The sequence below is a fragment of the Acinetobacter zhairuonensis genome, assembly GCF_022601715.1.
Classification (GTDB): Bacteria; Pseudomonadota; Gammaproteobacteria; order Pseudomonadales; family Moraxellaceae; genus Acinetobacter.
This window is the reverse complement of the sequence record NZ_JAKVIM010000020.1, coordinates 15,725-36,804: the sequence shown is the minus strand read 5'-3', so window position 1 is coordinate 36,804 and position 21,080 is coordinate 15,725. Positions and strand designations below refer to the sequence as shown.

Here is a 21,080-nt window from a genome sequence, read left to right as displayed (position 1 = left end):
CAAAAAATGCTGGGTAAGTTGCAGATATTAACATAATGCAGGTATCCGTCTAAGAACAGATCATCTGCTCAATAGCTCAGATACAAAAAAGACTCAAATAACTGATGAATAAAATAAATCTCAAGAAGCAATGAAATATTCCTTAAACCTTTAAAAAATACATCAAAAACCAAGCTGTTAATGTTTGAATAAATTATACCTAAGACGCAATTACTGCTTTGGAACTCAAAAAATTATTATTATCAATTCTGTATTTTTATTAAAAGATTCAAAGCCTGCAAATATACTTTCTTGTGGAGGGTTATAGCTCACAACACTCCACACTTGATATTAAACCTTAATCGCTAATGCTCTTTGCACGGCTGGACGCGCAGTTAATCGTTCATAATACTCTTGTACATTAGGATAATCTTCCAATTGAATCTGCTGCCATTCATGTCGCAGAATCCAAGGTAAAATTGCCATATCTGCAATTGAATACTCGCCCGCAACATAGTTCTGACCAATCAACTGTTTATCCAAAACCCCATATAGGCGTTTGGTTTCATTCACATAACGTGCAGCGGCGTAAGGAATATGTTCTGGTGCAAAACGGCTAAAATGATGATTTTGCCCCAACATTGGTCCAAATCCACCTTTTTGCCACATTAGCCATTGTTCAACTTCTACCCGTTGCTGTTCATCCGCTGGATAATACAACCCTGTTTTACGCCCTAAATATTGCAAAATCGCACCAGACTCAAATACTGAAATTGATTCACCTTTGGGTCCATCCTGATCCACAATGGCAGGAATTTTATTATTCGGAGAAATCCTTAAAAAATCAGGCTGAAACTGATCATTTTCTGAAATATTGATGGGAAAAATTTGATACTCCAAGCCCATTTCTTCTAAAGCGATGGTAATTTTATGCCCATTGGGTGTTCCCCAATAATATAAATCAATCATTTTTACCCTATCTTTTTCTTTGCTTGGTTTAATGAAGCTGTAGTTATAACATGCTTTTTCTTGCTACAGCAGTCTCAAATGATGAATTTCATCTCTAGCTATATCGTCAAAAACCTGAATTAAACAACATCAAATTCTCTTTCTTTTTTGTAAAAAAAAGCACTGCTAATGCAGTGCTTTTTTCAAACGGAGTCTTACTTTTTCTTTTTCGGTCCAAGCAACATACCCATTTGACGACCTTCCATTTTTGGTGCTTGCTCAACAACACCAAACTCAGCTACGTCGGCTTCAATTTTTTGCAATTGAGCTAAACCTAACTGCTGGTGAGCCATTTCACGACCACGGAAGCGTAATGTGATTTTTACCTTGTTACCTTCTTCAAGGAACTTGATAATTGCACGTAATTTTACGTTGTAATCACCAACATCCGTTGCAGGGCGGAGCTTGATTTCTTTAACCTGCACTTGATGTTGTTTTTTCTTCGCTTCTTTCTGCTTTTGCTTCAGATCAAACAAATGCTTATTGAAGTCCATGATTTTACAAACAGGTGGTTCAGCGTTTGCCACGATCTCTACAAGATCAAGCTCAACACTTTCAGCAGCGCGCAATGCATCTGCCAAGCTCACAATACCTTTTTGCTCACCATTTTCGTCTACAAGACGAACTTCTTTCGCACGAATTTCATCATTCAAAGCAGGACGGTTTGATTTGTTACCGCCCTGTTGATTACGGTCAGGCTGTTTAATCGCTGTTACTCCACAATGTACCGGCCGCGTTCGGCAACGGCTGCTTTTACTAGGTCAACGAAAGCGTCGATTGACATAGTACCCAAATTTTTTCCAGAGCGGGTACGCACGTTTACGGTACCTTCCTCTACTTCACGGTCACCAAGAACCAATAAGTATGGAATACGCTCTAATGTACGTTCACGAATCTTAAAGCCGATTTTCTCATTTCTCAAGTCAGAAATCGCGCGAATACCGCTTTCTTTAAGTTTAGCAACGACAGACTCACAAGCTTCAGCTTGAGAATCGGTAATATTCATGACACATGCTTGAACTGGCGCTAACCATGGTGGCATAAAGCCCGCATAGTGTTCAATAAGTATACCAATAAAACGTTCGAAACTGCCAAGAATTGCACGATGCAACATCACAGGCTGATCACGATCATTGTCTTCAGTGACATACGAAGCATCTAAACGTTCTGGTAAGTTGAAGTCACACTGAATTGTACCACATTGCCATACGCGACCTAAGCAGTCTTTTAGCGAGAATTCAATTTTCGGGCCATAGAACGCACCTTCGCCCGGTTGCAATTCCCAAGCCAGACCCGCAGCATCTAAAGCATCAGCTAAAGATTTTTCTGCCATATCCCAAAGTGCATCATCACCGACACGCTTTTCTGGGCGAGTCGATAATTTCATTTGAACTTCTTCAAAGCCGAAGTCTTTATACACATCAAGCGTTAACTTAATAAAGTCAGCAACTTCTGGTCCAATCTGCTCTTTGGTACAGAAAATATGAGCATCATCTTGCGTAAAGCCACGAACACGCATAATACCGTGTAATGAACCCGATGGTTCGTTACGGTGACATGAACCAAACTCTGCTAAACGAATAGGCAAATCGCGGTAAGATTTCAAGCCTTGGTTAAACACTTGCACGTGACATGGGCAGTTCATTGGTTTTACTGCATAGTTACGACTTTCAGAATGAGTCGTGAACATGTTGTCTGCATAGTTTGCCGCATGACCAGACTTTTCCCACAGCGTAAAGTCTACGATCTGCGGAGTTTTAATCTCAAGATAACCATTGTCCTGCTGAACTTTACGCATGTATTGCTCAAGGACTTGGTAAATAGTCCAGCCATTTGGATGCCAGAACACCATACCAGGTGCTTCTTCTTGCATATGGAACAAGTCTAAGGCTTTACCAATTTTACGGTGGTCACGCTTTTCAGCTTCTTCAATACGTTTCACATAAGCAGCAAGCTGTTTCTTGTCCGCCCACGCTGTACCATAAATACGTTGTAGCTGTTCATTCTTCGCATCACCGCGCCAGTAAGCGCCAGAAATTTTAGTCAGCTTGAATGATTTTAAGAATTTGGTGTTGGGTACGTGTGGACCACGGCACATATCCAAATAATCTTGATGGTAGTACAAGCCCATTTGTGTTTCTTCAGGCATGTCTGCGATCAAGCGTAACTTATATTCTTCACCACGCGCTGTGAATTCTGCAATCACTTCGTCACGCGGAGTCATTTTTTTAATGACATCATAGTCTTGGTCGATGAGCTTTTTCATACGCTCTTCGATGGCTGCCATATCATCTAATGTAAATGGACGTGGCATCCAGATATCATAGTAGAAACCTTCTTCAATGACAGGACCAATCACCATCTTTGCTTCAGGGAAAAGCTGCTTAACTGCGTGACCCACCAAGTGCGCACAAGAGTGACGAATGATTTCAACACCTTCATCATCTTTAGGCGTAATAATTTGCAGTGTTGCATCTTCGGTAATTAAATCCGATGCATCCACCAAACGGTCATTCACACGACCTGCGACTGTATTTTTTGCAAGACCAGGACCAATGCTTAAAGCAACGTCCATCACAGATACGGCTTGATCAAACTGTTTTTGATCGCCATTTGGCAAAGTGATAATTGGCATAAAAAAATCCTTAAGGAGTGATGCCCCGTACCATGGAGCATGTCACCGCGAGATTATGATCGAGGCAGAACCTCAAAAGATAAAAACGGTGTATAAAAAACTGCTAAGAATTTTACACGTGTTCAGGGTTGGATAAAACCTTTTCGCCCTATAAATCTTGTCCCAACCAGAAAATAGTCATTTTTTATGCATTTGAACCCTTTAGAATCATTTTAGCGTTGTTGTCGTTCATATTTATTTTTAGCTACTATAGATTGACTTCACTTACAAAAAAAGATTAAAAAACGAACACACATTCTTCCTTTTTATATATTATTGAATTTAATCATATTTATGAATTTAGATTCATTAAATTAAAACATTAAATTATTTCTACATAAAATTCATTATCTTATAAATAAACATTCACTCGACTAAAGCATAAATGCACTTCGATTCTGAAAGGCTTATCTTTAAAACATCGATGATAATAAATATACATGGAGTTGTTACATGGTTGCTGCCTATGATGAACTACCGCGCACCCCCGCGAATTTTGTAGCGCTTTCTCCGCTGCGTTACTTAGAACGCGCGGCTTATATTTATCCGCATCAAGATGCGATTGTTCATGGCAAGCGACATATCAGCTGGCGAGAAACCTACAACCGTTGCCGTCAGTTTGCACATCAGTTGCAAAATTTAGGCATTGGTAAAAACGATACGGTGTCTGTACTGTTACCCAATATTCCTGCCATGATTGAAGCCCACTTTGCTGTGCCAATGATTGGTGCGGTACTCAATACTTTAAATACCCGCTTAGATGCTAAAACCATTGCCTTCATGCTGGAGCATGCCGAAACTAAAGTCCTCTTGGTCGATCCTGAATTCGCAGCGCTCGCCAAAGAAGCGTTGAGTTTGGTTTCGCATTCAATTTATGTGATTGATGTGGATGATGAGGAATATGAACAATGCTTCTCCACCCCAATCGGGCAAATTGAATATGAGGACTGGCTTGCCGACGGTGATGCTGAATTTGAATGGCAGTTACCAAACGATGAGTGGGACGCCATTAGTTTAAACTACACCTCTGGTACCACGGGTAACCCTAAAGGGGTGGTTTATCACCATCGCGGGGCATACATCAATGCTGCCAGCAACATTATCGCCTGTGGCATGACCCCTCGTGCCACATATTTATGGACTCTCCCTCTATTCCATTGCAATGGCTGGTGTTTTGCTTGGACCATGGCGGCCAATGGTGGTACCAATATTTGCTTACGTAAGGTTGATCCAGAACTCATCTTTAAACTGATTGCTGAACACCAAGTGGATTATTTCTGTGGTGCTCCAATCGTATTATCAATGCTGATTAACACACCAGAACAACAGCAAATCAAGCTCGAACATCGTGTCGAAGTCATGGTGGCGGGTGCTGCGCCACCTGCTGCCATTATTGAAGGCATGCGCAATATCGGCATAAATGTCACTCATGTCTATGGTCTTACCGAAACTTATGGTCCATCTGCTCTCTGTGCATCGCAAGCGGGCTGGAGTGAATTAAGCATTCAAGAACAAGCTCAACTGCATTCGCGCCAAGGTGTGCCTTATCCACTTCAAGACGGCATGAAAGTGCTTGATCCAGAAACTTTAGAACCTGTACCCAAAGATGGCATCACCATGGGTGAGATCATGTTCCGCGGTAACATTGTCATGAAAGGTTATCTGAAAAATCCTGAAGCCACGGCAGAAGCCTTTAAAGGCGGATGGTTCCATACAGGTGATTTGGCAGTTTGCCAACCTGATGGCTATGCCAAAATTACCGACCGCTCCAAAGATGTGATTATTTCAGGTGGTGAAAATATTTCATCCTTAGAAGTTGAAGAAGTGCTGTATCGACATCCAGCCATTCTGACGGCTGCTGTAGTGGCCAAACCTGATCCACGTTGGCAAGAAGTCCCATGTGCCTTTATTGAGCTGAAAGAAGGAAAATCTGTGACCCCTGAAGAAATCATCAGCTTCTGCCAAGAACATTTGGCACGTTTTAAAGTACCGAAAGATATTGTGATCACTGAAATTCCAAAGACCTCGACAGGCAAACTACAGAAATTCGTGTTGCGGGACTGGGCTAAAGAACGTGCTATTGGTGAGTTTAGTTAAATTCATCTTTAAAAGCAGTGACGTCTAAAAGATGACTCCAATAGCAATAAAAAAGCACTTCAAATGAAGTGCTTTTTTGTTCAACTCGATTAGTTATCAGAGAGCAAAGCAACCTGCTGCACATAGTTGAAGAGTTTGAGCTTTGATTCAGCCAATTCTGCTTCAGTTATCTCTTTTGCCATATCACGGTGAATACGCAAAGCATGCTGACGTAGAGTGTGACGCTCTGCCGCATTATGGACTTTACAGAACTCATTGATGATCGGATCACCTTCTTTAATAATCCGATCCACCCAACGCTGCAGCTGAGCAGTTTTCTTTGCACCTTGCTGCGGGGTTAAATACGACAAGATCACAGTCTCATCTTCGTTACGTAATAACTTACCCACACGTTGAAATTGGCGACGACGCGCTTCATGCGAGGTAATCGTTTGCGCATCCAAAATGGCATCAATTAGACGCTCATCCACAGGAAGTTGCTGAATTTGTTTTGGACTCAGTTGCGCCAACTGTTCACCTAAAGCAGCCATACGCTGAACTGCTTTCTTTTGTTCGGTTTTACTTGCACGTCCTTCTAAAATTTCGAAGTCTTCGTCAGTAAAACGGTTCGGTCGACGTGCCACGGTTAATCTGCCTCGTAAAATTTTGCTGCAAATAGTGCTTGAACTTCGGACAGTGCTTTTTCCTCATCTGTCCCATCAATCACTAAACGTAAAGTGGTGCCTTTACCTGCGCCTAGCATCAGTAAAGACATAATGTTTTTCGCATCGACCAGTTTATCACCTTTTCCAATTTGGATAGATGATTTGAATTTGGTGGTTACTTCAATGAGTTTGCCAGATGCACGCGCATGTAACCCTAGTTTATTAATTACGTCAACAGTTGTGTCAATCATGACCAATGCTTCATTTCTCGATGTAGGACCTGAATAGACCAATTTTCCTCAAGGGCTTTTTTCAGTCTATCCACAATATAAACAGAACGATGCTGTCCACCTGTACAGCCGATAGAGATCGTGATGTAGTGACGATGCCCTTCCGCAAATGCAGGTAACCACTTGTCCAAAAAATGATAAATGTCTTTAAACATTTCATTGGTCTGTGGGCTTTGTTCTAAAAAATTTTGTACTGGTACATCTAAACCAGAATATTCCCGCAACTCTAAATCCCAATGCGGATTCGGTAAATGACGCACATCAAAGACGTAGTCGGCATCTAAAGGAATACCGTGCTTGTAGCCAAATGACTGCAAAATCACAATTAAGTTATCGGACTGTCCAAGTTTAGACAATAAAGTATGCTTCAAATCATGCACACTTTTATCAGTTGTATCAATATGTACTGTAGAACGCAATTGTATCGGAAGTAATAATGTTTTTTCTTCCTGTATACATTCATTCAAACTTTTAAAACGATTGGATAACGGATGCGGACGTCTGGAAGCACTAAAACGTGCAATCAGCTCCTGATCACGTGTGGTCAGATAAATAATGTCGACCACCCCGTGCCTTAACAACAGTTCAAAAACATGATCGAACTCTTGTAAATCTGCACGGGTACTACGGACATCAACGCCAAGTGCGAGCTGCTCTAGATTATTTTCATGATCCAGCTTCTCGACAATCTCGGGCAGCAATGCTAAAGGCAAATTATCAATGCAGTAATAACCTAAATCTTCCAGTACCTGCAATGCAGATGACTTACCTGAACCAGATTGTCCCGTCACAATCAAAATGCGCTTCATGGCAAAGCTATTCCTTGATGTTTTATGCTGCAGTATGCTTAACCTGCAAATTATCGATGAGTCGGGTTGTGCCCAATTTTGCTGCCACAAACAAAACAAGATCCTGATTGAACTGATCAATTGCTTGCAAGTTTGGTGTACGTGCTTCCACATAGTCCACAACCAGACCCGCGGTTGTCAATGTGGTTTTAATATTCTCTAACACTTCTGTTAAATCAGTGCCTTGCTGTAACTCTGCTTCAGCTTTTTTCAAACTTTGAAAAATAACAGGTGCCGTTTTGCGTTGCTCTTCGCTCAAATAGCCATTACGCGAACTTAAAGCCAAGCCATCTTCAGCACGAGCAATTGGCACACCAATCACTTCCAGTGGAATGTTCAAGTCACGTACCAACTGGCGAATGACTGCCAACTGCTGAAAGTCTTTCTGACCAAAGAAAGCATAATTCGGCTGAACGATATTAAATAACTTTGTTACCACCACTGCAACGCCATCAAAATGACCTGGACGCTGTTTACCGCACAAATCATCGGTGATATTTGAGACGCTAATATTGGTTAAACGAGGCAGTTTGCCGTACATTTGCTCGACCGATGGGGCAAAAATAATATCACAACCCACATCTGCCAAAAGCTGACTGTCTTGATCCAAAGTACGTGGATAATTATCAAAGTCTTCATTCGGTCCAAACTGGATTGGATTAACAAAGATACTCACCACCACTACATCACAAAGTTTGCGTGCTTCACGCACAAGGTTCAAATGACCTTGGTGTAAATTCCCCATGGTCGGCACAAAGCCGATAATTTTTCGCGCAGTACGAGCTGGTTGTAATGATGCCGCTAAGCCTTGTATTGTTGTTTCAGTCTTCATATTACAGCTCTACTTGAAAAGTATGTTCTTTGGCTGGAAAGGATTGATCAAGCACCGCTGCATGATAGGCTTTAAATGCATCTAAAATTGCAGTTTCCCCAGCTTGTTCTTTCATAAAATTGCGTACGAATTTCGCTACACGTCCGAAAGTCAAACCGAGCATATCTTGCACCACCAAGACTTGTCCATCGGTTTCCACCCCGGCACCAATCCCAATCACAGGAATATGCGGGAAACACGCTGTAACTTCTTGACCCAATTGTGCTGGCACACACTCAAGCAATAATACTGCCGCACCTGCATCAACGACTGCCTGACAATCTGCAAGCAATTTATCTGCTGCTTCACGTGAACGTGCTTGTAGTTTATAGCCACCCAAAACATGTACTGACTGAGGAGTTAAACCCAAATGCACACAGACTGGAATACCATTACGTGTTAATACCTCAACGGTTTCACTTAACCATGCACCGCCTTCAATTTTGACCATCTGCGCGCCTGCTTGCATCACAGTTTTGGCACTCACTAAGGCATCATTAAGTGTTGCATAAGACATAAATGGTAAATCGGTCATAATCAACGCATGTTGATTACCACGGCGAACGGCTGCCGTGTGATACGCCATGTCTTCAACAGTTACAGGTAAAGTTGAATCACGACCTTGTATCGCCATTCCTAAAGAGTCACCAATTAAAATCGTATCAACTTCAGCAAGTTCCATGGCTTTTGCCATGCTCGCATCGTAGCAAGTTAAGCATGAAAACTTACGTCCATCTTGTTTAAATTGTCTTAAGTCACTCAGACTAATCATGAGATGTTCCTCTTTAGAAGTTCCTAGAACATACCTTTAGTGATTAAATATTGGCCCAGCATTGATCAGCAACTTCAGTTAAAGTTGTATGCTGTAATAACGCCAGATTATCTAATCGGTGTCCCTGTATATGTAAGTTTGGGTCTAAATCCAATAAGGGAATAACCACAAAATCGCGCTCTAAAATGCCAACATGAGGCACGGTTAAACGTTCATTTTGAATCTGTTGATTGCCATAGAGCAACACATCCAGATCCAAAGTCCGTTCCCCCCAACGGCGCAGACGCACACGCCCAGCTTCCTGCTCAAATTGCTGTAATTGATCCAGCAAATCTAATGCAGATAACTCTGTTTCTAAACGAGCGACCGCATTCAAATAATGCGGCTGATCTTGAGGACCCATTGGTGGGCTTTGATACAGTTTGGAGGTTTGAACTGAGCCTAAGCTTGCTAATTTTTGAATGGCTTCAGTCAAGATTTGGCGTGAATCACCCAAATTACTGCCCAAGCCGATATAGCTAACAATCATCATTGTGTCGGTCCAAAAACAACTTGGCTTAAATCACGCTGCACACGCTTTCTTTTGAGAATTGGATGATCGTGACCTAATTCAGATGCACCCTGAGTGACATTCTGTGAATTGCTTTCAGGCGCTTTGGCTTTTCGACTACGACGACTTCGGCTTTCCTGCTCTTGAACCAAAGGCTCAATTTCCACACCAGTTTTTACCTCTGGCACATCCTCATGTGTCGCTGCTTTACGACGAATTTTCGCGCGCTGTCGATTATATTGACCAATCGCACGCTCTTTTTCGTCAGTCGACATCAGCTGATAAGCATCCCACCAACTACCCATGGATTGTGTGGTGTTATCACCTGCTTTTTCACGCAGCAACAGGAAGTCAAAACCAGCACGGAAACGCGCATGATTAGACAATGCCTCAATTTGTTGTGGTTTCGGGTTTAATAAGCGGGTTTGCATTTCCCAGACTTCCCGAATAAAGGTTTCCGCAAAACGAGGAATGACCGTACGCGTTGCTTGACGTTTCAACACATCTAGTCCCGCTTGAGCACGTGCTTCTGCGGGTACTACACCTTTTTGCAGATAAAAATCACAACGCTCTAAGAAGGGTTTCCATAACAACACTGCATAGAAAAATGCAGGGTTAATGGTTTTACCGATTTGAATCCGTTGATCGGTGTTTTTTGCGGCACGCTCAATAAATGGCGTAATTTCAGGACGAATCTCTGCAAATAACTGACGCCAAATCCCAAAATCAATCAACATTGGTAACACTTGATATAAGTGTCCCATCGTAAATAGTTTTTGTGACTCATCATAAAGACGGTGCGGTGAAACATCACGCAATAACTGCGTCCGTTCAGGGGTAAAAATTTCGAGAATTTTTGGATCAATACTGAATTTTAATTTGGCTGAAAAGCGCAATGCACGCAGCATGCGCACTGGATCTTCCTCAAAACGTAATTGAGGATCGCCCAGTAAACGTAAGGTGCGACTTTGAATGTCTTCGACCGCATGACAGAAGTCGAGCACAATCCCTTTACGTGGTTGGTAGTACAGTGCATTGATCGAGAAGTCTCGACGGGCAAAATCTTGCTCGATCGTACCCCAGTTATTATCACGCAGGATCATCCCAGCGGCGGAAGTCACTGCTTTTTTTGGTGGTGCACGGAATGTCGCGACTTCAATCAGTTCGCGCCCAGAATAGACATGAGCCAACTCGAAACGACGACCAATAATACGGCAACGACGACCAAACACTTCTTTAATTTGTGAAGGTGTAGCATTGGTTACGGCATCATAATCTTTTGGATTAAGGCCTAACATTAAGTCGCGAACCCCGCCCCCTACGATATATGCTTCGTAGCCTGCCTTGGTTAAGGCATCAATCACATCAAGAATAGTAGAGGGTAATTGAGCGGTGGATAAACCACATTTTGACGCGCGCAAAGTTTGCAAAAGACGCTGTCTCCTACGCCTGAACGTAAAATATCTAAGATGGTGCTAATCATATCTCTAACACAATCAAAGGGCAATTTGATTATCTCAACACAATCATGAATATTGCATATCAATCCTCCAAAACCCAAGTTTAGAGGGCTAATCGATCCTTATTTTTCTGTAATAATTTAGGCCCTATCCCTTTGATATTCTGTAGCTCTTCGATGGTTTTGAATTTTCCATGTTGTTGCCGATACTGCAATATCGCTTCAGCTTTTTTCTCACCAATCCCAGATAACTGTTGCAATTGCTCAGCGCTTGCACTGTTTAAGCGGATTTTGTTGCCCGATACAGGAGTAAGACTCGGTTTGGACAGATAATAATTTGCATCGGAGCTAGAGTTTCCTAGCCGAGCATCTTGTGCCTGTTGTTGTGCTTTCCAATTCAGATATTGCTGATCAAAGTTTTGTGCGATTGCATGATCCAATCCCAAAACCATCAAGATAAAAAGCGTGACGACTCGTACAATACGATGCCGATTAAAATTTCGCTGCATAAAATGCCTATATTTATTATCAAGTCATAAGTTTTTCGCCTGCTCCCACAAGTGGTCCATTTCAGCCAAAGACATCTGCGCTAAGGTTTTATTTTGCAGGTGTGCCTGATCTTCAATGTAAGCAAAGCGTGTTCTAAATTTATCGATCGTGCCTAACAGCGCGATCTCATTATTAACGCCTAGTTTACGTCCAACATTGATTAAAGAAAACAAACAGTCGCCAAATTCTGCCTGTATTTCATAGAAATTTTGTTGTTGCATGGCTTGTTGTAATTCGCCCAATTCTTCTTCCAATTTGGCATAGGCATCTGCAACAGTTGGAAAGTCAAAACCAATCTGCGCTGCATTTTTTTGAATGTGTTCCGCTTGTTGCAAGGCTGGACCATGCTTAATCTGATCCAAACGTGCTTGCGGCTTGCCCTGTTTTTCTTGTTGCTTGATTTGCTTCCACAGGGATGACACTTCTTCTGCCGTAAGTTGATTAAATTGTTCAGACTGAAACACGTGTGGATGCCGACGAATCAGTTTTTCGGTAATCCCATGTACCACATCCTGAAAATTAAATGCTCCCTGCTCGCTGTACATTTGTGACTGAAACACCACTTGCAACAACAAATCACCCAACTCTTCCTTGATATGCTGCATATCACCTGAACGTACAGCCGCTTCAACCTCATAGGCTTCTTCAATCGCATAAGGCGTTAAACTATTTGGCGTTTGCTTTTGATCCCATGGACATTTTTCACGTAATTCACGCATCACCGCCAAGAGTTGTTCCATCTCTCACTTGCTCTCTATTTAATATTGTTTAAACCCAGCTATAAAAAAGCCTGCTCTCGGCAGGCTTTTGAAGGCGCTTAATTCCCTTGAATTAAACGACGTGCACTAATAATACCAGGTTGCTGCTCTAAGCGCGCCAATAAACGTGACAACTGCGCCAAGCCTTTAACTTCAATCAACAGCTTCATATTGGCAATACCATCCGCTTCAGAAATGGTATTCACCTGACGGATATTGATCTGATCTGAGAAGATCACTTGGGTTAGATCTTTGAGCAAACCACGGCGGTCATAGGCTTCCACCACAATTTGCACGCTTTGACCGCGGGTCGGCTGCATTTCCCAATCCGCTTCCACAGCACGCTCAGGTTCCTGACTGATCATACGCACATAGTCTGGGCATGCCACTTTATGGATGCTGACCCCACGATTCAGGGTGATATAACCGCCAATCGATTCACCATGTACAGGCTGACAACATTGTGCAACGTGCAGTTCTACATTATCCAAACCATCAATCAGAATGCCATGTGCCGATAAAGTATGACTGGCACGTGGATTCAAGGCAGGCTTGAGCACCAGCTCAGGCTCATCCTGATCCAAATGCATATGACGATTGACCTGATTCATCAAGGCGTGCAGGCTAATATCCCCGCTCACCAAGTTAATCAGAATGTCATCACCTGTTTTCACATTGAAGTGATTGCAGTAGTCGCTTAAATCGATACTTTTAGGATGGATCGCCAGACGCGAAAGTTCTTTGTTCAGAATATCGCGACCGATTTCCAGATTCTTACTACGATCTTGCTGACGGAACCAGTGGCGCAACTTGTCACGCGCACGTGCAGTTTTGATATAACCCAAAGAGTTCACCAACCAGTCACGGTTTGGCTCACGGTCTTTCTTGGTTAAAATCTCTACTTGCTCACCCGTTTTCAAGGTATAAGTCAGCGGTACATAGCGCTGGTTCACACGTGCCGCATAGCACTTGTTACCGACCTCAGTATGCACATGATAAGCAAAATCCAGCACAGTCGAACCACGTGGCAATTCTTTGATATCCCCATCACGGCTAAACACATAGATTTTCTCAAAATCCTCAAACTCTTGAATCTGTTCAAAGTTTTCAGAATCTTCATCTTCTTTATGTGCGCTGGCATCATTTCGCTCTTGGTAATGTTCCAATACAGAACGTAATGAATGCAAACGATGATTGAAAGAATGGTCGGTAGTTTTCGCACCTTCTTTATAATTAAAGTGCGAACACACCCCGAGCTCTGCTTCTTCGTGCATATCACGAGTACGAATTTGCACTTCCAGAGATTTGTTTTCCGCAATTACAGCGGTATGCAAAGAGCGATAACCGTTGGCTTTCGGATTCGTAATATAGTCATCAAACTGATGCGGGATATGTCGCCAAATTTGATGCACAATACCCAGTGAGTGGTAACATTCTGGAACTGATTTCACCAATACGCGCACTGCACGAATGTCATACAGCTGATCAAAGCTCAGGTTCTTACTTTTCATCTTGCGATAAATCGAATAGATGTGTTTCACCCGACCATTGATTTCGGCTTCAATACCATGCTCAGCCAATTCATTCTTGAGTTTATCAATCACAAACTGAATATAGTGTTCACGCTCTAAGCGCTTCTCATTCAGTAATGAAGCAATTTCTTTATAACGTTCTGGCGCCAAATAACGGAAGGCTAAATCTTCCAGTTCCCACTTTAATTGTGCAATCCCCAAGCGGTGTGCCAACGGTGAGTAGATGGTGAGAATTTCTCGTGCCACACGCTCTTGGCGCTCACGTGATGAATTTGCCAATTCACGTAGAGCATAAGTACGTTCCGCCAATTTAATCAGTACAACACGAACATCTTCAGTGACTGAAATCAACATCTTATAGATGCCAGTCAAATGTTCACGCTGATCATTATTAAAATGATCTTCTAAACGCTTATTTTGTTCGATTAACTCGGAAAGCTTACCCATGGACAGGGTACCTTTAACCAAGCTAAAGACTTGTTCGCCAAAATGTTCCCGTACAAAATCAATGCTCATGAGTCCTTCACGAACACTGCGGTACAACATTGCAGCAGAAAGGGTATCTTCATCGACATGTAAATGCGCCAAAATATCAGCCATTTCAATACCTGTATAAAAGGTATTCGATCGATGATTGGTGGTAGATTCTAATGTTGTTTGCAGCGTCGCTTTGGCAACTTCTTCGAGTTGTTTGAGCGCTGCCCCATCTAAAATGCTGCGTACTCGATCTAACCATTCGGCTAGATCCAGCTGAGCTTGTTCGGCATGCTCTACAGTCGCTTCCTCAGACAACTCATTGAGTCGTCCAGGCAATTGCTCACGTACTGTGACCATACCCTTCTCCTACAAAATGATCATTCATATTATAAATCGTTTATCTCTTTTTCTTGCTCAAATAAGGCAATTGATTCGACATGCTCAGTATGCGTAAACATATCCATCACACCCGCCTTTTTTAATCGATAGCCATGTTGTGCCAAAACACCCGCATCCCTTGCCAATGTTGCTGGATTACATGATACGTAAACGATTTTTTTTGCATTAAATTTAGGAACATAATGCATGACCTCTTCCGCACCAGAGCGCGGAGGGTCTATCAATAATGCATCAAATCCCTGTTTTGCCCAAGAATGATGCGAAAAATCTTTTGTTAAATCTTGTGAAAAGAACTCAACATTGGTCATGGCATTGCGTTGCGCATTGTCTTGCCCACGTTGAACCATTTCATCACTTCCCTCAACTGCAATCACCTGTCCTGTCGGTCCGACACAACGCGCAAGCGGTAAAGAGAAGTTTCCAAGTCCACAAAAAAGATCCAAAACGCGATCACCGTGTTGCAACTGAAGCAATTCACATGCCAGCTTAACCATTTGCGGATTTACAGTGGAGTTCACCTGAGTAAAATCCAATGGACTAAAGCTAAAATTCACATCAAAGTCGGTTAAAGCATAATGTAAACGCATTTCTGCCTGTGCCTGATCCACACGTTGTAAGCTGTCTGGACCCGCGGGCTGCAAATACAATTGCCATTGTTTCTGTAACGTAAACTGTTTTAATTGGTTGACATCATGGTCCGATAATTTTTCTGTATGACGAATCAGTAAGGCAATATCCTGATCCCCCATCGCCAATTCTATATGCCCAATCGCGGCTTTGGCTGTTAGACTTTGGAGTAACTGCTTTAAACGGGTAATCGAACCAAAAGCCTGATCCAGTACCAGACAACGGTCAATCGACGTCAGTTTATTACTTTGCTTTTCACGAAATCCCACAATCAGTTGATCACGCTGCGGGAAATAACGCACCCCAATCCGGGCTTTACGGCGGTAGTCTTCTCGCAAAGAACGAATCGGTGCCAGCCATTCTTCAGGTTGCAGACCTGCAAAATGCTGTAAATGTGATTTCAACACATCTTGTTTAAAACGAATCTGCTCGTCTTTTTCAATATGTTGCAAACTACAACCGCCACAAGCATCAAAATGTGGACAGGCAGGCTTTACTCTTAACGCAGATGGAGTCCCCAAAACTTCGAGACAATCGGCTTCTTCTAAGCGTTTATTACTATGGGTAATTTTAGCGCGAACAGTTTCCCCTGGTAATGCCTGAGCAATAAAGACTTTCTTGCCGTGCTTTTCAACAGGGTGTGCGGCATCCGTACCATAGTGGGCAATTCCACGTCCTTCATGGGAAAGGGTCTCAACCTGAAAAGTATAAATCGGTTGCTGACTTGGACGAGTTTGCTGACGATGCTTCATGAAAACCTAGTTAAAATGGTGAAAATCGGATGCTGTAAATTCAGTCTGTTGTGACGTTTTACGCCATATATTCAGAAAATCAGCATGTTGTGGATGAGATTGCAATAATTGAATACTGGCTTGAATCCAAGCTTGGTGCTCTTGCTGTTGTAATTGACCTTTCAATAACAACCAGCGTAAATAGATTAGCCATGTATTTAATACATCGCCTTCACAATAGCCAGTTAAATCCTGCCATTGTTGTAACCGAACATATTCAGGCACATGATAAGCACCATCACCACGCTTACCAGGTAAGCCGAAGAGATGAGCAACATCATCGAGTTTTTGAAAATGACGAATATTAAACATCGCCATCACATCCATTAAATCGACATGGCGATGATGGTAACGGTTCTGGTAGTTATTATACTTCTTCTGCTGATCAATCTCACCTTGATCGAACAGACTCGATGCCGATAATCCATGATACATGGCGCGGAATAGAATCACAGGCAAATCAAACTGCGAACCATTCCAACTGACCAAGGTCGGATGCTTTTTATCAAAAATGGAGAGAAATTTCTTTAATATTTCGGCTTCTGAATACTGTTCTCGACTGAATGAAAACAGCTTCATTGCACCTAATTCATCCACCCATAAACCAGAAATACAAGCAATTTCATGTAAGGGGATGCGTTGAAAGTCCATGCCAGATTCTTGGCGACGCAACTTGGTCAGTGCTTGCTGCAAATCTGGCTCTGGCAAATCCAGACCATATAGATGCGCCCCTGACTTTAAGTCAGTCATGGTTTCAATATCAAAAACTAGAACAGGTAAGCGCATCTAAACTCTCTATGATCAATTTATAATTATTCAGGATCTTGTACCGAGAATAGTCCCGTAGATAAATAACGGTCACCACGGTCACAGATAATGCAAACAATCACTGCATCTGGATTTTCTTCAGCAATACGCAACGACGCCCACACAGCACCACCCGATGACGTTCCCGCACTGATGCCTTCTTTTTGCGCCAGTTTGCGCATGGTTTTTTCCGCTTCAATTTGCGGAATATCCATAACACGGTCAACACGACTACGATCAAAAATCGTCGGCAAGTATTCTTGAGGCCAACGACGAATACCCGCAATACTTGAGCCATCTTCAGGCTGCAAACCGACAATTTGAATATCTGGATTTTGTTCTTTTAAATATTTTGACACGCCCATAATGGTGCCTGTGGTGCCCATCGCGCTAACAAAGTGAGTAATCTTACCCCCTGTTTGTTGCCAGATTTCTGGACCCGTGGTCAAGTAATGTGCTTCGACATTGTCTGGATTTCCAAACTGGTTTAACACCAAACCTTTGCCTTCGGCTTGCATCTGCAATGCCAAATCACGTGCGCCTTCCATCCCTTGTTGCTGAGTGACTTCAATCAACTCTGCCCCATAGGCACGCATGGCATCTTTACGCTCTTGGCTCATATTATTCGGCATAATCAGCTTCATATGATAACCGCGCATGGCAGCCACCATCGCCAAGGCAATACCGGTATTACCACTGGTTGCCTCAATCAAGGTATCCCCTGGTCGAATTTTCCCACGCTTTTCTGCTTGCATAATCATGTTATAGGCTGGGCGGTCTTTGACTGAACCCGCTGGGTTGTTGCCTTCTAATTTTGCCAATACTGTTGCTTGCGTGTGACTTGCCAGACGCTGTAAACGCACCAGAGGAGTTTTTCCTACATAGTGGTCCAACAAAAATTCATCTGCTTGAAAATCGGGGGTTGTGTTACTCATGGTGTGCACCTTGATCGAGGTGCGGGTATTGTATGAAAAAATGCATGTCCCTGCACCCATTTCGCAGGGTTTTTCATGAAAGTGCTTAAAGCACAGTCAGTTTCAAATAAAGCATGCTAATATGCTGAGCATAGGAAATTTACTACGTTTGCCATGCCGAATATCAATAAAAAGTTATTTAAACGCTTACACTTAAATCATGCCTATGGGCAATTGATTGCCATGATTTTTGTGCCAATTATGATTTTGGCATGTGTAGGTGCGGCATTGGTCTTGACCGAAACCTCAAATGCAGCCAAAGCGCAGCAGCGCCAAATGGCAATTGCGATTTTGACCCGCTATCAAAGTACCGCAGAATCTGCGCTGGATTTATTGAATCGTTACCCGTGGCACTACGACCAAGCACAAAATGCCATGCAGTATATGTTTAATGAAAAGTTGTTAAATCACGCAACGATTATTGACCATACAGGTGCAGAACGGATCCATGTTGGCGGTGATGCACAAGCGCAATGGCCCCAATATCCTACAGATAAAAACTTTTTTGGTCCGCTCAAATCCAATGGCAACCATGTGTATGGCATGCAGATTAATGATTCTCCGAATCATAAAGGCTGGCTGCTGATTGAGCTGGACAATCAGCCCTTACAGATTGCACGTTACCGCGTTCTGATTGTGTTGATCGCAACAGGATTATTAACCCTGTTACTACTATTGCTGTGTTTGAATTTCTATTCGCGTCGCTGGATTGCCCCGATGTACGAAATTCGCATGCAATTACAACGCCTGAATGCTGATACCCTTGATCAACACATGATCATTAACAGTACTGGTGAGTTACGCCTGCTACAGCGTGACATAGCCAATGTGGTGAAACGTCTTCATTTCAGTTTTTTAGAATTAAAAGAACATACCGAACAAACCGAGGATGACTTAAGACGCACCCTTGATACTCTTGAAGTTCAGAACATTACCTATCGTCAAGCACGTGACCAAGCGATTTCTGCCAACCAAGCCAAATCAGTTTTCTTAGCCAACATCAGCCATGAACTCAGAACCCCGCTTAACAGTATCGATGGCTTTATTCATTTGCTGTTGCGTCAGGGCAATTTAAGTAACGAGCAAAATCTATATTTACAGACCATTCGTAAATCTTCGGCACATCTATTAGCACTGATCAATGATGTTCTGGATTTCTCCAAAATTGATGCAGGTAAGTTGGAACTAGAAACCGCGCCATTTGATCTGGAAGAAGCGATTTTTGATGTGATGGATATGCTCTCGCCATTGGCGGCGCAAAAGCATATCGATATGGCGTTCTACTATGGCGATGATGTTCCGAAGCAAGTGATTGGCGACACGCTACGCTTTAAACAGATTCTGACCAACCTGATTTCCAATGCGATTAAATTTACCCCTGATGGTGAAATCATCGTGCGGGTCCGCATGAAACATGATGATATTGGACAATGTTTGCTGCATTTTAGTGTACAAGACAGTGGTATTGGCTTAAGCGGCACAGACCGCAAACGTCTGTTCGAATCCTTCTCTCAAGGCGATGCTTCGGTGACGCGTCAATTTGGCGGAACTGGTCTCGGCTTGGCAATTTCGAAACAGCTGGTGCATTTAATGCAAGGTCAAATTGGTTTTGAAGATAACCAAGAGCGTGCGCCAACTGAGAAAGGTTCAACCTTCTGGTTTACCGCCATGTTTGCAGTAGATGACGAATACGAAATTGTGCATCCGCAATTCGAGCATATGAAAGTGGTGTCTTATTTGGCACATCCAGCGGCTGCACATGTGCTGCGTCATTATCTTGAGAACTATCAAGTTGGACATATTGAAGCAGCGTCAATTCTGGATTTATTTAGCCGTCTGAATCAAATTCAGTCGCAACAAGAGAATACCTGGCTGATTGTGGATCATAGTGGTGACACTGAAGCCATGCTGAAGGAAATTCGCAGTCGCTATACAGGCAGTCTGGCTGTATATGGTTACCAAATGGCACTCGACCCGAATATGCTGAATGAATATCGTGCGCGACCATTGTATCAACCTTTAAGTCGTAGCGCCCTGATTCAACTGTTAAGTAATCAAGCGGTATTCCAATCGGAACACCATGAAAACTTTGATGGTCAGGGTTTACATATTCTGGCGGTCGATGACCACTTACCGAACCTAATTGTGCTTGAAGCGCTTCTCAGTGAACTGAATGTGACCACCACCAAAGCACAAAGTGGTCAGGAAGCCATTGATATTCTTCAGGCTCGCCTAGAACAAAAACAAAAACCGTTTGATTTGGTCTTCATGGATATTCAAATGCCTGTCATGTCAGGGATTGATACCACGCGTGCCATTCGTGCGTTGGAGTCTACTTTAGAAGAAGATATGCATTTACCCATCATTGCCCTAACTGCACATGCCTTGGCTGATGAAAAGCAAAAATTATTAAAAGTCGGGATGGATGATTACGTCACCAAACCCATCCAGATTGAACAAATCATTCAGATCCTGACCCACTGGACCAGCAAAAGTTTCGATAAAGCTGCCATCGTTGAAAAGAATATTGTGATTGAGGCACTGGATCCGCACATTCTGAATTGGCAGCACAGCCTACAACTGGCAGCCAACAAAGAAGACTTGGCAATTGATCTACTGAAAATGCTGGTCGACAGTTTTCAGACTGAGCTGGATGAAATGCAACAACTGATTGAACTGGAAGACTTTCCACAACTGGAACATGTACTGCATCGTCTCTATGGTGCAACCCGCTATGTGGGTGTGCCGAGTCTACAAGAATCTTCAGGATCATTTGAACAGTTCATCTCAACCTTGCGTAAAGAAAAGCGTCGCGCTGATGAGCAGTTTATTCAAGAAGCGCTGCAACGCTTTGATGATCTTAAACTGATCATGCAACAGGTGAAGCAGGCAGCACAGTCCATTTTGAACAAACAAATGCAATAATTTCAGAAAAAAAAGATGTGACTGAGCTGTCATGCATGGGCATCCATGC

At 42.8% G+C, this 21,080-nt stretch carries 18 protein-coding genes; 2 read left to right on the top strand and 16 right to left on the bottom strand.

Features of this window, described 5'->3' with window-relative positions:
• Nucleotides 1-330 precede the first annotated feature (330 nt).
• The 3 genes from MKI85_RS14365 to thrS form a co-directional block, all read right to left on the bottom strand.
• Nucleotides 331-948, bottom strand: coding sequence for a glutathione S-transferase N-terminal domain-containing protein (locus tag MKI85_RS14365; protein ID WP_241628597.1), 618 nt, complete (start codon nucleotides 946-948; stop codon nucleotides 331-333).
• Nucleotides 949-1,142: 194 nt separating this feature from the next.
• Complete coding sequence (infC, locus tag MKI85_RS14360) at nucleotides 1,143-1,694, bottom strand: translation initiation factor IF-3 (protein ID WP_241628636.1); 552 nt, start codon at nucleotides 1,692-1,694, stop codon at nucleotides 1,143-1,145.
• A gap of 5 nt (nucleotides 1,695-1,699) precedes the next feature.
• Entirely contained in the window at nucleotides 1,700-3,622 is a 1,923-nt protein-coding gene (thrS, locus tag MKI85_RS14355; RefSeq protein WP_241628595.1) for a threonine--tRNA ligase, read from the bottom strand.
• Nucleotides 3,623-4,114: 492 nt separating this feature from the next.
• Here thrS and MKI85_RS14350 point away from each other — a divergent pair, with 492 nt between their 5' ends.
• A complete protein-coding gene (locus MKI85_RS14350; protein ID WP_241628593.1) occupies nucleotides 4,115-5,758 on the top strand; it encodes an acyl-CoA synthetase in 1,644 nt (547 codons plus the stop codon).
• 89 nt (nucleotides 5,759-5,847) lie between these two features.
• Here the strand turns inward: MKI85_RS14350 and yjgA are convergent, their stop codons facing one another.
• From yjgA to cysM, 13 genes are all read right to left on the bottom strand, one after another.
• On the bottom strand, nucleotides 5,848-6,381 hold the full coding sequence (gene yjgA, locus MKI85_RS14345; RefSeq protein WP_241628592.1) for a ribosome biogenesis factor YjgA: 534 nt from the start codon (nucleotides 6,379-6,381) through the stop codon (nucleotides 5,848-5,850).
• A gap of 2 nt (nucleotides 6,382-6,383) precedes the next feature.
• Nucleotides 6,384-6,653, bottom strand: a complete 270-nt coding sequence (locus tag MKI85_RS14340; protein ID WP_241628590.1) for an HPr family phosphocarrier protein — start codon at nucleotides 6,651-6,653, stop codon at nucleotides 6,384-6,386.
• Nucleotides 6,650-7,501, bottom strand: coding sequence for an RNase adapter RapZ (gene rapZ, locus MKI85_RS14335; RefSeq protein ID WP_241628588.1), 852 nt, complete (start codon nucleotides 7,499-7,501; stop codon nucleotides 6,650-6,652). Before rapZ ends, MKI85_RS14340 begins: the two co-directional genes overlap by 4 nt.
• Nucleotides 7,502-7,523: 22 nt before the next feature.
• A complete protein-coding gene (panC, locus tag MKI85_RS14330; RefSeq protein ID WP_241628585.1) occupies nucleotides 7,524-8,372 on the bottom strand; it encodes a pantoate--beta-alanine ligase in 849 nt (282 codons plus the stop codon).
• Nucleotide 8,373: 1 nt separating this feature from the next.
• Nucleotides 8,374-9,183, bottom strand: coding sequence for a 3-methyl-2-oxobutanoate hydroxymethyltransferase (gene panB, locus MKI85_RS14325; protein ID WP_241628583.1), 810 nt, complete (start codon nucleotides 9,181-9,183; stop codon nucleotides 8,374-8,376).
• 43 nt (nucleotides 9,184-9,226) lie between these two features.
• A complete protein-coding gene (gene folK / locus MKI85_RS14320) occupies nucleotides 9,227-9,715 on the bottom strand; it encodes a 2-amino-4-hydroxy-6-hydroxymethyldihydropteridine diphosphokinase (RefSeq protein WP_241628582.1) in 489 nt (162 codons plus the stop codon).
• Nucleotides 9,712-11,163: a polynucleotide adenylyltransferase PcnB gene (gene pcnB / locus MKI85_RS14315; RefSeq protein WP_241628581.1), complete on the bottom strand. Its 1,452-nt coding sequence runs from the start codon at nucleotides 11,161-11,163 to the stop codon at nucleotides 9,712-9,714. The genes folK and pcnB overlap by 4 nt, the downstream gene beginning before the upstream one ends.
• A 133-nt stretch (nucleotides 11,164-11,296) precedes the next feature.
• A complete protein-coding gene (locus MKI85_RS14310) occupies nucleotides 11,297-11,701 on the bottom strand; it encodes a ComEA family DNA-binding protein (protein WP_241628580.1) in 405 nt (134 codons plus the stop codon).
• Between the two features lie 24 nt (nucleotides 11,702-11,725).
• The gene (gene mazG, locus MKI85_RS14305) at nucleotides 11,726-12,481 is read right to left on the bottom strand and encodes a nucleoside triphosphate pyrophosphohydrolase (protein ID WP_241628579.1); all 756 of its coding nucleotides are present in this window, start codon (nucleotides 12,479-12,481) and stop codon (nucleotides 11,726-11,728) included.
• Between the two features lie 77 nt (nucleotides 12,482-12,558).
• The gene (locus tag MKI85_RS14300; RefSeq protein WP_241628578.1) at nucleotides 12,559-14,865 is read right to left on the bottom strand and encodes a RelA/SpoT family protein; all 2,307 of its coding nucleotides are present in this window, start codon (nucleotides 14,863-14,865) and stop codon (nucleotides 12,559-12,561) included.
• A 29-nt stretch (nucleotides 14,866-14,894) separates the two neighbouring features.
• The gene (gene rlmD, locus MKI85_RS14295; RefSeq protein WP_241628577.1) at nucleotides 14,895-16,286 is read right to left on the bottom strand and encodes a 23S rRNA (uracil(1939)-C(5))-methyltransferase RlmD; all 1,392 of its coding nucleotides are present in this window, start codon (nucleotides 16,284-16,286) and stop codon (nucleotides 14,895-14,897) included.
• Between the two features lie 6 nt (nucleotides 16,287-16,292).
• Nucleotides 16,293-17,111 (bottom strand): 3'-5' exonuclease, encoded by an 819-nt coding sequence (locus MKI85_RS14290; RefSeq protein WP_241628576.1) that lies wholly within the window; start codon nucleotides 17,109-17,111, stop codon nucleotides 16,293-16,295.
• Between the two features lie 26 nt (nucleotides 17,112-17,137).
• Nucleotides 17,138-18,067: a cysteine synthase CysM gene (cysM, locus tag MKI85_RS14285; protein WP_241628575.1), complete on the bottom strand. Its 930-nt coding sequence runs from the start codon at nucleotides 18,065-18,067 to the stop codon at nucleotides 17,138-17,140.
• Nucleotides 18,068-18,220: 153 nt separating this feature from the next.
• Here cysM and MKI85_RS14280 point away from each other — a divergent pair, with 153 nt between their 5' ends.
• The gene (locus MKI85_RS14280) at nucleotides 18,221-21,031 is read left to right on the top strand and encodes a GacS-like sensor histidine kinase (protein WP_241628573.1); all 2,811 of its coding nucleotides are present in this window, start codon (nucleotides 18,221-18,223) and stop codon (nucleotides 21,029-21,031) included.
• Nucleotides 21,032-21,080: the final 49 nt, after the last annotated feature.

What these genes read in the sequence shown, in the direction of transcription:
- folK (WP_241628582.1), bottom strand. Translation starts at nt 9,715, where the DNA reads ATGATGATTGTTAGCTATATCGGCTTGGGCAGTAATTTGGGTGATTCA.
- panC (WP_241628585.1), bottom strand. Translation starts at nt 8,372, where the DNA reads ATGAAGACTGAAACAACAATACAAGGCTTAGCGGCATCATTACAACCA.
- MKI85_RS14340 (WP_241628590.1), bottom strand. Translation starts at nt 6,653, where the DNA reads ATGATTGACACAACTGTTGACGTAATTAATAAACTAGGGTTACATGCG.
- MKI85_RS14350 (WP_241628593.1), top strand. Translation starts at nt 4,115, where the DNA reads ATGGTTGCTGCCTATGATGAACTACCGCGCACCCCCGCGAATTTTGTA.
- MKI85_RS14310 (WP_241628580.1), bottom strand. Translation starts at nt 11,701, where the DNA reads ATGCAGCGAAATTTTAATCGGCATCGTATTGTACGAGTCGTCACGCTT.
- panB (WP_241628583.1), bottom strand. Translation starts at nt 9,183, where the DNA reads ATGATTAGTCTGAGTGACTTAAGACAATTTAAACAAGATGGACGTAAG.
- rapZ (WP_241628588.1), bottom strand. Translation starts at nt 7,501, where the DNA reads ATGAAGCGCATTTTGATTGTGACGGGACAATCTGGTTCAGGTAAGTCA.
- MKI85_RS14365 (WP_241628597.1), bottom strand. Translation starts at nt 948, where the DNA reads ATGATTGATTTATATTATTGGGGAACACCCAATGGGCATAAAATTACC.
- mazG (WP_241628579.1), bottom strand. Translation starts at nt 12,481, where the DNA reads ATGGAACAACTCTTGGCGGTGATGCGTGAATTACGTGAAAAATGTCCA.
- rlmD (WP_241628577.1), bottom strand. Translation starts at nt 16,286, where the DNA reads ATGAAGCATCGTCAGCAAACTCGTCCAAGTCAGCAACCGATTTATACT.
- MKI85_RS14290 (WP_241628576.1), bottom strand. Translation starts at nt 17,111, where the DNA reads ATGCGCTTACCTGTTCTAGTTTTTGATATTGAAACCATGACTGACTTA.
- MKI85_RS14300 (WP_241628578.1), bottom strand. Translation starts at nt 14,865, where the DNA reads ATGGTCACAGTACGTGAGCAATTGCCTGGACGACTCAATGAGTTGTCT.
- MKI85_RS14280 (WP_241628573.1), top strand. Translation starts at nt 18,221, where the DNA reads ATGCCGAATATCAATAAAAAGTTATTTAAACGCTTACACTTAAATCAT.
- cysM (WP_241628575.1), bottom strand. Translation starts at nt 18,067, where the DNA reads ATGAGTAACACAACCCCCGATTTTCAAGCAGATGAATTTTTGTTGGAC.
- thrS (WP_241628595.1), bottom strand. Translation starts at nt 3,622, where the DNA reads ATGCCAATTATCACTTTGCCAAATGGCGATCAAAAACAGTTTGATCAA.